Raw genomic sequence first — 12,286 nt, forward strand, 5'->3', positions numbered from 1 at the left:
TGATCATATCTCCCGATAGTTTCGAAGTCAAAAGTATTTAAGAAAAGAAATATAATTAACCCCAACAGGTTTAAAAAACAACAAAAAAAGCCAATAGTTTTTAGACTATTGGCTTTTAAAAATTATGTAAAAAGATTTACATTCTCTCAGGAACTTCAATTCCTAACAATTCGAATGCTGATTTTATTATCTCGGCTACTTTTTGAGAAAGTTGCACTCTAAATATTTTTTTTGTCAAATCAGCTTCTCCTAAAATATGAACTGACTGATAAAATGAATTGTATTCTTTTACTAAATCGTAAGTATAATTAGCAATTAAAGCTGGACTATGATTTTGTGCCGCATTCTGAATTATTTCTGGAAAAAGTTCAATTTGTTTTACCAATTCTTTTTCTTTTTCGTGCAATTCTTCAATTTGAATCTCAGCCGCAAAATCAAAATCGGCTTTACGGATTATCGATTGAATTCTGGCATAAGTATACTGAATAAAAGGTCCTGTATTTCCTGCAAAATCAACCGATTCCGCTGGATTAAACAAAATACGCTTTTTAGGATCTACTTTTAAAATGTAATATTTTAAAGCTCCAAGACCAATTGTTTTATACAGTTTTGCTTTTTCTTCATCAGAATAGTAATCAAGCTTTCCTAAATCTTCTGAGATTTGTTTTGCTGTATCTGTCATATCCTGCATCAAATCATCTGCATCTACAACAGTTCCTTCACGGCTTTTCATTTTTCCTGAAGGCAAATCTACCATTCCATATGACAAATGATATAAGCTTGAAGCCCAATCAAAACCTAATTTTTTTAAGATCAAGAATAATACTTTAAAGTGATAATCTTGTTCGTTTCCAACTGTATATACCATTCCGCCAACATCTGGCATATCTTTTACACGTTGAATTGCGGTTCCGATATCTTGTGTCATATAAACCGCAGTTCCGTCAGAACGCAGTACGATTTTACGATCTAACCCTTCGTCAGTCAAATCAATCCAAACAGAACCGTCTGGATCTTTTTCAAAAACACCTTTATCTAAACCTACTTGAACAACATCTTTTCCTAATAAATACGTGTTGCTTTCATAGTAATATTTATCAAAATTAACTCCAAGATTGGTGTAAGTTGTGGCGAAACCTTCATAAACCCATTCGTTCATTTTTTTCCAAAGGTCGATCACTTTTTCATCACCAGCCTCCCATTTCTTCAGCATGTCTTGTGCTTCAATAATGATTGGTGCTTGTTTTTTTGCCTCCTCTTCTGTTTTACCAGTTTCAATTAAACCATTAATTTCAGATTTGTAGGCTTTATCAAACTCAACATAATATTTACCAACTAGTTTATCACCTTTTAAACCAGAAGTTTCAGGAGTTTCTCCGTTTCCGAATTTTTCCCAAGCCAGCATCGATTTACAAATATGGATTCCTCTATCGTTGATAATTTGAGTTTTGTACACTTTTTTACCAGAAGCTTTTAAAATTTCAGCAACAGAATACCCTAACAGATTGTTACGAACGTGACCTAGGTGTAAAGGTTTATTGGTATTTGGAGAAGAATATTCTACCATTACCGCTTTTTCATCTGGGTTTGCAGCTACATAACCAAATTTCTTATTATCTCTAATTCCATTAAAGAAATTCACATAATAACTGTCTGAAATTACAATATTCAAGAAGCCTGAAACCACATTAAAGCGTGCAACTTCAGAAACATTTTCAACTAGATAATTTCCAATTTTATTTCCCAATTCAGCCGGATTGCTTTTAATCACTTTCAGAAGTGGAAAAATTACCATTGTAATATCTCCTTCAAACTCTTTTCTTGTAGTTTGAAATTCGATTTTATCAACAGTAACATCAAATAATGCTTGTATTGCTTTTTGTATAGAAGGTGTAAGAATTTGTGGTAATGACATGTAAACTTATTTTAAAGTGAGCAAAGATACTGCTTATTCATCAATTAGAGAAAATCAAAAACATATTAAATTCATTAAAAGAATCAGAATTTGATAAAAAAAGAGTTTTTCAAATTGTTAAAATTATTAAAAAACCAAAAGCTTAATCTCCTACAAAACAAGGGATGCGAAAATTTTGAAACTTTTTTTTACAATTTCCTGTAACATATTAAACACAAAAGAGTCTTAATAGAGACTTCAAATTTATTTCTGAAGTTGAAAAAAAAAGAAAAAACAAAAAGTAACTAACACAATCATCATCAATCAAATCAAAAATAATCAGTAAAAATCATGAAATTAAAAATCTTTCTGTTTGCGTTATTGGGGGTAATCGCAACAGCACAAGCCCAGAATACAGGAAATGTATCTGGAAAAATTACAGAGAAATCAAACGGAATGCCTGTTTCTTATGCAACAGTTTCTCTTAAAGAAAATGGAAAAGTAGTTTCTGGAGTCAATACAGATGACAATGGAGACTTTTCTTTTAAAAATATAGCTTTAAAAAGTTATACCATCGAAATCCAATATATCGGATTTAGAAAATATGTTGGCTCAGTTCTTTTGAGCGAAAACAAAAAGTCTGCTACTGTTAATGTTTCTTTAGAAGAAGAAGCTACACAATTAAAAGGTGTTAACATTATTGCGGAACGTTCTACTATCGAACAAAAAATCGACAGAAAAGTAGTTACGGTTGGTAAAGATTTGACAACAGCGGGCGCTTCGGCATCAGATATTATGAACAATATTCCTTCTGTGAATGTAGATCAGGACGGAAAACTTTCGCTTCGCGGAAATGATAATGTTCGTGTATTAATTGACGGACGTCCATCTAACATTGATCCTGCGCAATTGTTGAAACAAATTCCGTCAACTTCTATCAAAAAAATTGAGTTGATTACAAATCCAAGTGCCAAATATAACCCAGAAGGAATGTCTGGAATTATCAATATCATTCTGCATAAAAATGCGAATACTGGTTTTAATGGAACTTACAGCGGCGGAATCACTTTTGGTAAAACAGCAAAATACAATCAATCTTTAGATTTAAATTATAAAACTGGAAAAGTAAATTTCTTTGGTAATGTGGGACAAAACTTTGGAACCTACTACAACGATGGATTTATTAAAAGATTTGACCAAGATATTGTTCAGAACATTGATGTAATGAATGATAATGATTCGTATTTATACAAGATTGGAATGGATTTTTTAATCGATGACCATAATACGTTATCCATTTATACGAATCAAAACAAATCTAACGGAAAAGGATTTGTAGATACAGACATCGATTACAATAACGTAACGAATTCTGATATTTCTAATATTTTCCAAAAATCAAGATATTGGGGACCAGATCGAGTTGGAACTTACAATTTGGCGTACAAACATATCTTTAAAAAAGAAGGTCATACTTTAGACTTTGAAGGAAATTATAGTGACAATAAAGAATCGCAAAATGCTTCTTTTGATACTAAAACAACAAAAACAGACAATTCAAGCGCTGATTTATTATATAATGATTTCTTAAAAGGCACTCGAAAATTAACGACATTAAATGTTGATTATGTTAATCCGTTAAACGAAAAAACAACTCTTGAAGCTGGTGCTGAAGCTAGAATTACAAGAACTGGAAATGATTATACAACTGGAAACCCGTTGCTTCCTGTTGCAGATCGAACTTCACATTACACGTATGATACAGATATTTATTCTGCTTATGTAACATTTGGACAGAAATTCAAAAAACTAAGCTACCAAGTGGGAGCTCGTTTTGAAAGTTATAAAGTTCAAGCCAATTTAAATTATGGTCAAACGATGTTTGATGATGATTATGTCACTTTGTATCCTTCAGCATATTTGACTTACAACATAACAGAGAAAAACACTTTGCAATTAAGTTACAGCCGTCGTGTTGACCGTCCGAGTTTAGAGCAGACAAAACCTATTCGTGAGTTTGCAACTCCTCTTGTAACTTCATTAGGAAATCCTGAATTAAGACCGCAGTTTACCAATTCTGTAGAAGTGAATTACACTAAAACATTAGAAAAAGGAAGTTTTACAGCTGGTGTTTTTGTGAGAAGTATTAACGATCAAATCAGCAGAATTTTATATCCAGATCCTGCAGATCCTAGCAAAGAAAAACAGATTATGTCTTTTACTAACTACGATCATAATACAGCTTACGGATTTGAAGCTTCATTTAACTATAAAATCACAAAATGGTGGGATATTCAACCATCTATTGATTTTTCAAGCATCAATCAACAAGGTATTGTGTTTCAATACAATGCTGCTGATAATAGCAGTAATCCAATTGAAAGAAAAATTACTGTTGCTGCTTTCAACGGACGTATGAACTCTAACTTCAAAGCCAACAAACGTTTAAGCTTCTTATTATTCGGATTTTACAGAGGCACTGTTGATGGACTTCAAAACAACAGTCACGAAATGTACAAAATGGACATTGGTTCACGCTACACTTTGCTAGACAACAAAATGAACATCAGCGTACGTTTTAATGACGTTTTCAAGACTATGAAATATGCTTTTGACACACAATATCCTTATCCTCAAGCAGGTCAATTTACTTGGGAAAGCCAGACAGTTTATGTAGGTTTAACATATAACTTTGGCGGTGGAAAAATCAAAAACTTACAGCGTAAACAAAGAGATGATAATACGAATAAAGACGGAGGCGGAATGTTCTAATCGTCTTATTGCAAGATTTTTTTAAATAATTTTAGAATATTTTTTGTAGAAAAAAAGTCTGGAGATGCCAACTCCAGACTTTTTTTATTTTATTTAATTCTACTAAAAGTAGAAAAAAGTTTTACTCAACAAATAAAATCTAATTTAATCTGCTGAAATACTTTTGAGAAAATTTTTCACGCAGATTTAAAAAGATTAAAGCAGATTTACGCAGATTAAATTTAAGTCGCTTGGGATATCATCTCAATAAATTTTAGTCTATAAAAAATTACGTATTTCTTTTATTTCTTCAGGATTTGCAATTTCTGTATCGTTTGTTATGGCTGATGAATGATAAAAAGTCAAGTCTAATTTTTCTTGAAGCAATTTTACATTTGAAGATCTCAAACCGCCGCCTGGCATAATTTCAATGCGATTTCCAGCTAATTCCTGAAGTCTTTCCAAAGCTAAAATTCCTTCTTCAACATTTACACCTTGACCAGAAGTCAAAATCGTTTTGAAACCACAATCTATGATAGTTTCAAGTGATTTCTCCGGATTTTTAACCACATCGAACGCACGATGAAAAGTACAAGATAACGGATGTGCTAAATGCACCAATTCTCTGTTCTGCTTTTTATTTACTTTTCCATTTTCTTTTAAGATTCCGAAAACAAAACCATCAACTCCCAATTTTTTAAATTGTTTAATGTCTTGTTTCATTTCTGTAAGTTCTTCATCAGAATAAACAAAATCACCGCCTCGAGGTCTAATGATAACATGCATTTTAATGTTTAGACTTTCACGGACTTTAACCACCAGAATAGAATTTGGCGTTGTTCCTCCTAATTTCATGTTTTCACATAATTCAATTCTATCTGCGCCATTTTCCTGTGCAATTATCGCAGATTCATAATTAAAGCAAGCTATTTCGAGCTGATTTTTTTTCATTAGTATTTTTAGTTAAATAGTGCTTCTATTTTATTCCTCTTAACAAGCCAAATAAGTTTTGCTCAATTTATGTCACCCTGAGCGAAGTCGAAGGGCGCTCCTATTGGAACGTGGGCTTCGACTCCGCTCAGCCTGACAAGTTATATGCGTTCTACTGAGCAAAGTCGAACGCTAATTTACTATTAAACGTTCTTTTTATAAAATTTTTTTATGACTTGTTTTATTTAAACATTCTGAAAGTTTTTTCAAATCTTCCCATCTATCATTTATTATAGCTTCCTTCTTTTTTCTACTCCACCCTTTTACTTGCTTTTCAAATGCAATAGCTTGATTAACTTCATTAAACTCTGTACAAAAAACCAATTCTAAAGGTTTTTTATTATAAGTGTAACTCTCTTTATTTAAACCATAATTATGTTCATTTATTCTTCGATTTATATCATTCGTCATTCCTGTGTAATAACTACCATCTGAGCATTTTAAAATATAAACGTAATACTGCTTCATTTCTTTTTCAATTTAACCAAATTTAAAAGTAAGAAAAATATTTCTTTTTTTTTACACTGAATTAAAAAGCCCTATTTGTCATCCTGAGCAAAGTCGAAGTACGTGCTAATTGGAACGTGGGCTTCGACTTCGCTCAGCCTGACAAAGCTAAAAGACAAATAGAACTTAAAACAAATTATACGAAATCTGAATGTCCTCCTGAACAAAGTCAAAAGTCGCCCCAATTGGAACGTGGGCTTCGACTTCGCTCAGCCTGACAAATAGAAATCAATAACATATAATCGTCAAAGTTTTGTCTCCCTGAGCGAAGTCGAAGGGCGTGCCAATTCAAACGCGCGCTTCGACTTCGCTCAGCCTGACAGCTCAGTTAAGTTACGAGAACAGAAGGATAAAAAAAACCTGCTTCAAAAGATGAAGCAGGTTTTAAAAAAAATATAATGTAAGATGAATTATTTACCATTTAATTATAGCACTTGCCCAAGTAAATCCGCTTCCGAAGGCTGCTAAAACTACTGTATCTCCAGATTTGATTTTTCCTTGTTCCCAAGCTTCTGTCAAAGCAATCGGAATAGATGCCGCTGTCGTATTTCCGTATTTCTGAATATTATTATGAACTTGATCGTCTGTTAATTTGAATTTGTTTTGAATGAATTGTGAAATTCTCAAATTTGCCTGATGCGGAATCAACATATCAATATCTGAAACTTGAAGACCATTTGCCTCTAACCCTTCGTTGATAACTTCTGCAAAACGAACAACAGCATTTTTAAATACAAATTGCCCATTCATATATGGATAATAACTTTCGTCATTCGGATCATTGTCTGCAATAATATCTGTTACCCAACGCGCTCCCATTCCTGGTGCTTGCAAAGCTAGTTCTTCTGCATGTTCTCCTTCAGAATGCAGGTGAGTAGAAAGAATTCCTTTAGTTACATCTTCTTCACGACTTAAAACTGCTGCTCCTGCTCCATCTCCAAAAATCACCGAAACACCGCGCCCGCGAGTTGTCATGTCTAACCCTGTAGAATGAACTTCTGAACCAATCACCAAAATATTTTTATACATTCCGGTTTTTATATACTGATCTGCTACAGAAATTGCGTAAACAAATCCTGAACATTGATTTCTAACATCTAAAGCTCCAACTGTTCTAAGACCCAAATCTCTCTGAACTAAAACTCCAGGTCCTGGAAAATAATAATCTGGACTCAATGTAGCAAAAACCACAAAATCAATATCTTCTTTGGCAATACCAGAACGCTCGATTGCAATTTTAGCTGCTTTCACTCCCATTGAAGTTGTAGTGTCTTCTCCACGAACAATGTGTCTTCTCTCCTGAATCCCAGTTCTTTCCTGAATCCATTCGTCATTAGTATCCATTATCTTAGACAAATCATCATTAGTCACCACATTTGAAGGAACATAATATCCTAAACCAGCTATTTTTGAATGATACATATTCTATTATTATTTATTAAAAATTGGATTGCAAATTTACGCATACTTTAAAATATACGTATACAAAATACTATTTTTTTCGTAATTGACAATTTAATATAGTTTAATAATACAGCAAGATACAATCATTTACTTCTTGAAAAGACAATTTTCTGTTACAAAAACTGAAAAAAATTAAAAATCAGATATAAAATGTAACAAGATGAAGGTATCTTAGTCAAACATTTTGAATCCCATTTATAAACCACTAAAATTCAAACTATGAAATTAAAGGTTACGCTGTTATTATTTTTAAATATAAGCTTCTTTTCTTATGCTCAAGAGAATTTGACTTATCAAAAACCATCTAAGTCCATTTTAGATTTAGCAGATTATCAGAGACCTCCTTCTGTATCTATGGATACAAAAAAGGAAAATATGCTTTTAACCTATCGAAATACATACAAAACTCTCGATGACTTAAATCAGGATGAAGTTCGTTTAGCAGGTTTGAGAATTAATCCTGTTACCAACATTTCTAGTACCGTAACTTATGTAACCAATCTTAAATTAAGAAAAGTTAGCGGTAAAGAAGAAGTTCAAGTAAAAGGTCTTCCAGATAATCCTAAAATCGCCAACATTCTATGGTCGCCAAACGATAAAAAAATCCTTTTTTCTCACACTGCCGCTTCTGGCGTAGAACTTTGGGTTTTAGATGTGGCATCGACGCAGGCTACGAAACTTACAGATGCCAATGTAAATGCAAATCTTGGAAATCCGTTCAGCTGGTTTTTAGATAATGAAACTATTTTAGTGAAAATGCTTCCTAAAAACAGACCGGCACTTTTAGATTCGAAGAAAGATTTGCCAACTGGCCCAATTGTCTCCAACACTTCTGGCGAAAAATCGCAAAACAGAACGTATCCAGATATGTTGAAAAACAAAAATGATGAAGCTAATTTTGAAAACAGCATAACTTCTGAATTGTATAAAGTTAAATTAAATGGTGATGCCGTTTTATTTAAAGAAGCTGCCATGTTTGCTGGAGAAAGAATTTCGCCTGATGGCAATTATATTATGCTAACTACAATTCAGAAACCATTTTCTTATGTTGTTCCGTTAAATAGATTTCCATCTAAAACAGTTGTGTATTCTATAAACGGAAAAGAAATTAAAACCGTAAATGAAGTTCCGTTAAACGAAATTATGCCAAAAGGTTTTATGGCTGTTCGAAAAGGAAAAAGAGAAATGGCTTGGAGAAACGACAAACCAGCAACATTATCGTATGTAGCGGCTCTAGACGAAGGTGATCCAGCTAAAAAAGTAGATTTTAGAGACGAGGTTTTTCTTTGGGATGCTCCTTTTGATAAAGATGCTTCGTCATTAGTAAAACTTCCACAGCGTTTCAGTGATATTCTTTGGGGGAATGATAATTTGGCTGTAGTATCTGACGAATGGTATGACACTAGAAATACCAAATCTTATTTGATAAATCCATCAAATCCAAATCAGCATTCAAAATTAATTACAGATCGAAATTCGCAAGATGTTTACTCTGACCCAGGAACTTTTGAAACAAAGAAAAATGCTTACAACAAATATGTTTTAGCTATCGAAAAAAATAATCTTTACAGAATTGGAGAAGGTTATACAAAAAACGGTCAGTTTCCTTTTATTGATGAATTCAATCTAGAAACTTTAAAATCAAAACGAATTTATACTTCTCCTTACAAAGACAAAAAAGAAGATATTTACGAAATTGAAGACTTCAAGTCAGGAAAAATTTTGGTGCAGATTCAATCTAAAACCGAATATCCAAACTACTATTTTAGAAATATAAAAAAACAAAACAGCTTAACACCGATTACCGATTTCAAAAACCCGTTTGAAAGCATCAAAGATGTGAGCAAAGAAGTTATAAAATACAAACGTAAAGACGGTTTAGAACTTTCAGGAACATTATATCTTCCTGCAGGTTATGACAAAACAAAAAAAGAAAAACTTCCTTTATTGATTTGGGCTTATCCAGCAGAATATAAAGACAGAAATAGTGCTTCACAATCGACTCAAAATTCAAACGAATTTACGTTTCCTTATTATGGGTCTTTCGTGTATTGGGTAACAAAAGGATATGTGGTTTTAGACGATGCGGCATTTCCAATTATTGGAGAAGGAACAACAGAACCAAATGACAACTTTATTTCGCAATTGGTTGACAATGCCGCTGCTGCGATTGATGCTGTAGATGCTTTAGGATATATCAACCGCAAAAAAGTAGCCGTTGGTGGTCATTCTTATGGCGCTTTTATGACTGCAAATTTATTAACTCACTCTAATCTTTTTGCCTGCGGAATTGCAAGAAGTGGTGCTTACAACAGAACTTTAACGCCATTCGGATTTCAAACTGAGCAAAGAAATTACTGGGAAGTTCCAGAAGTATACAACACCATGTCTCCATTTATGAATGCAGATAAAATGAAAACTCCAATTTTATTAGTTCATGGAGAAGCAGACAACAATCCAGGAACTTTTACTTTACAGACAGAAAGATATTTTCAAGCTTTAAAAGGATTAGGAGCACCGGCGAGAATGGTTATTCTGCCAAAAGAATCTCATGGTTATGCGGCTAAAGAAAATATTCTTCACTTACTTTGGGAACAAGATCAGTTTTTAGAAAAGTATTTGAAAAACTAATTTCTTTAAAAATCATATAAATAAAACCCGACAAATTTCTAAAATCTGTCGGGTTTGTTTTTGAGATATATTTCTATTGAAAAAAAATCATTCCGTAGGAATGTTTCGTTGGTAGAATTAAATTTGAATTACAATTTATACACGTTCCGTAGGAACGTTTGATTAATGAGGTAGAGTTTTATTAATTTAGAAAAACAAATGTCCCTACAGGACAAAAAATGTGGTATAATATTTTTTTCTAACCACAAGATATTCCTACGGAATATTTTTTACACCCGTAAGGTTTTCTTTTTATAAATAATTTAAAACTAAAAACACTTCTTGTTCTAGCGGCAGATCAATTTCACTTTCAAAAAAGATCAGCTGTCTTTTATGAACAGTTTCAATTAAAAAATGACTTCCTCTAAAATAAGTTCTTCTAATTTTAACCATTAGTCTTGATTCTGAAACCATCTTAAACTGATGCGGATAAACTAATGTTTTATGAGTTTCATCTTCATAAGGAAGCAATAAATGTGTCGCTACCTCATTGACTTCACCAAAAAGAGAAGCAACATATTTTACTTGCGGGTCTTCGTAAATCTTGGTTGGATTATCTTTTTTAAGAACTTCTCCGTGACGCATTACAATAGCTTCATCTGCAAAAGATAAGGCATCTGTACTATCGTGAGTAGCAATAATACAGGTAATTCCTTTTTGTTTTAAATAACGAAATAAATTACGTCGTAAAGCATTTTTTCTAAAAGCATCGATTTGGCTAAATGGTTCGTCTAACAGAATCACCTCTGGTTCTAGAGCTAAGACTCTAACCAACGCCACTCTTTGCTGTTGTCCTCCACTTAAAAATTTTGTTTTTACATTAGAAAACTGTTCCATCTCTACCATTTCTAGTAATTCCTGAACGCGGAGTTTTTTCATATTGGCAAAACCATTGGAAAGAAATTTACCAACGTTTTCTGCCACAGTTTCATACGGAGACAAATCAAAATCCTGAGCCAGATATTTCATATATGGCATTCCAGGAATCAAATTAAACTTTGGTCCTAAAATGGGTTTATCTCCATAAAAAATTTTTCCTTCATCTAAATCATACAAACCATAGATAAGTTTAAGAAGCGTACTCTTTCCGCAGCCACTTTCTCCAATAATAGCAATATTTTCACCTTTGTTAATGGTAAAAGAGACGTTTTTGATAACTGGTGTATCGGTATACGAAAAAGATATATTTTGAATGTCAAGCATGAGTTGTAATATGAGAGGTCAAATTTACAATGTTTAATTTCTAATGTCAAAAAAAAGCTGCTTCAATTATGAAACAGCTTTTTTTATATTTTATTTTGTTTTGAAATTATTTTCCAGCTTCTGCTTTAGCGTCATTTACCATTTTGTCGTTTGCTGTAATTGAGAATTCAACACGACGGTTTTGTGCTCTACCATCTGGCGTATCATTTGTAGCAATCGGATCTGCAATTCCTAAACCTGAAGTTTTGAAACGGCTAGATTTTAATCCTTTCGCAACTAAATAAGCTTGTACAGAAGCAGCTCTTTGTCCAGAAAGAGTTAAGTTGTACTCTGGTTTTCCTGTATTATCTGTGTATCCAAAAATCTGAATATCAGTATCTCCGTACTCATTAAATACTGGAACCAATTTATCTAAATTAGCTTTTGCTGTAGAAGTCAAAGTAGATTTGTTTGTATCAAAACGAACTGAATTTTCATTTAAAGTTAAGTGAATTCCTTCTCCAACTCTTTCTACAGAAGCTCCTGGTAAAGCCTGATCGATCTCACGAGCTTGCTTATCCATTTTGTTTCCAATTAAAGCTCCTGTTCCACCACCTACAGCAGCTCCAATTGCAGCTCCTAAAGCAGCGTTTCCGCCTTTTCCTAGATTATTTCCTAATACAGCTCCGATAACACCTCCAGCAACTGCACCAATTCCGGCACCTTTTTGTGTGTTATTTGCATTTTTTACTGAATCACAACTAGTAAAAAAACTAGCAATAACCATTAAACTACTTAATCCTAAAACTGTTATCTTTTTCATATTTT

8 protein-coding genes are annotated in these 12,286 nt (G+C 32.9%); 2 read left to right on the forward strand and 6 right to left on the reverse strand.

Features of this window, described 5'->3' with window-relative positions; all coding sequences use genetic code 11:
- Nucleotides 1-136 precede the first annotated feature (136 nt).
- The gene (gene argS / locus LL966_RS16695) at nt 137-1,915 is read right to left on the reverse strand and encodes an arginine--tRNA ligase (protein ID WP_229354824.1); all 1,779 of its coding nucleotides are present in this window, start codon (nt 1,913-1,915) and stop codon (nt 137-139) included.
- A gap of 330 nt (nt 1,916-2,245) precedes the next feature.
- Here argS and LL966_RS16700 point away from each other — a divergent pair, with 330 nt between their 5' ends.
- Nucleotides 2,246-4,666, forward strand: a complete 2,421-nt coding sequence (locus LL966_RS16700; protein WP_229354826.1) for a TonB-dependent receptor domain-containing protein — start codon at nt 2,246-2,248, stop codon at nt 4,664-4,666.
- Nucleotides 4,667-4,924: 258 nt separating this feature from the next.
- Here LL966_RS16700 and LL966_RS16705 read toward each other — a convergent pair whose 3' ends face one another.
- From LL966_RS16705 to LL966_RS16715, 3 genes are all read right to left on the reverse strand, one after another.
- Nucleotides 4,925-5,596, reverse strand: a complete 672-nt coding sequence (locus tag LL966_RS16705) for a copper homeostasis protein CutC (protein ID WP_229354828.1) — start codon at nt 5,594-5,596, stop codon at nt 4,925-4,927.
- Between the two features lie 195 nt (nt 5,597-5,791).
- Nucleotides 5,792-6,103, reverse strand: coding sequence for a GIY-YIG nuclease family protein (locus tag LL966_RS16710; RefSeq protein WP_229354830.1), 312 nt, complete (start codon nt 6,101-6,103; stop codon nt 5,792-5,794).
- Between the two features lie 453 nt (nt 6,104-6,556).
- Nucleotides 6,557-7,564, reverse strand: coding sequence for a 3-oxoacyl-ACP synthase III family protein (locus LL966_RS16715; protein ID WP_229354831.1), 1,008 nt, complete (start codon nt 7,562-7,564; stop codon nt 6,557-6,559).
- Nucleotides 7,565-7,825: 261 nt separating this feature from the next.
- On the opposite strand from LL966_RS16715, the gene LL966_RS16720 reads away from it, so the two are divergent.
- A complete protein-coding gene (locus LL966_RS16720) occupies nt 7,826-10,237 on the forward strand; it encodes a S9 family peptidase (RefSeq protein WP_229354832.1) in 2,412 nt (803 codons plus the stop codon).
- 291 nt (nt 10,238-10,528) lie between these two features.
- Here the strand turns inward: LL966_RS16720 and LL966_RS16725 are convergent, their stop codons facing one another.
- Both LL966_RS16725 and LL966_RS16730 read right to left on the reverse strand, forming a co-directional pair.
- A complete protein-coding gene (locus LL966_RS16725) occupies nt 10,529-11,479 on the reverse strand; it encodes an ABC transporter ATP-binding protein (RefSeq protein WP_229354833.1) in 951 nt (316 codons plus the stop codon).
- 106 nt (nt 11,480-11,585) lie between these two features.
- Nucleotides 11,586-12,281 carry an OmpA family protein gene (locus LL966_RS16730; RefSeq protein ID WP_229354834.1) on the reverse strand — a complete coding sequence of 232 codons (696 nt, stop codon included), beginning with the start codon at nt 12,279-12,281 and terminating at the stop codon, nt 11,586-11,588.
- Between the last annotated feature and the right edge of the window lie 5 nt (nt 12,282-12,286).

Source organism: Flavobacterium chungbukense (assembly GCF_020805785.1).
Taxonomy (GTDB): Bacteria; Bacteroidota; Bacteroidia; order Flavobacteriales; family Flavobacteriaceae; genus Flavobacterium; species Flavobacterium chungbukense.

Coding starts and splice junctions, on each gene's coding strand:
- argS (WP_229354824.1), bottom strand. CDS start 1,915: ATGTCATTACCACAAATTCTTACACCTTCTATACAAAAAGCAATACAA.
- LL966_RS16700 (WP_229354826.1), top strand. CDS start 2,246: ATGAAATTAAAAATCTTTCTGTTTGCGTTATTGGGGGTAATCGCAACA.
- LL966_RS16705 (WP_229354828.1), bottom strand. CDS start 5,596: ATGAAAAAAAATCAGCTCGAAATAGCTTGCTTTAATTATGAATCTGCG.
- LL966_RS16710 (WP_229354830.1), bottom strand. CDS start 6,103: ATGAAGCAGTATTACGTTTATATTTTAAAATGCTCAGATGGTAGTTAT.
- LL966_RS16715 (WP_229354831.1), bottom strand. CDS start 7,564: ATGTATCATTCAAAAATAGCTGGTTTAGGATATTATGTTCCTTCAAAT.
- LL966_RS16720 (WP_229354832.1), top strand. CDS start 7,826: ATGAAATTAAAGGTTACGCTGTTATTATTTTTAAATATAAGCTTCTTT.
- LL966_RS16725 (WP_229354833.1), bottom strand. CDS start 11,479: ATGCTTGACATTCAAAATATATCTTTTTCGTATACCGATACACCAGTT.
- LL966_RS16730 (WP_229354834.1), bottom strand. CDS start 12,281: ATGAAAAAGATAACAGTTTTAGGATTAAGTAGTTTAATGGTTATTGCT.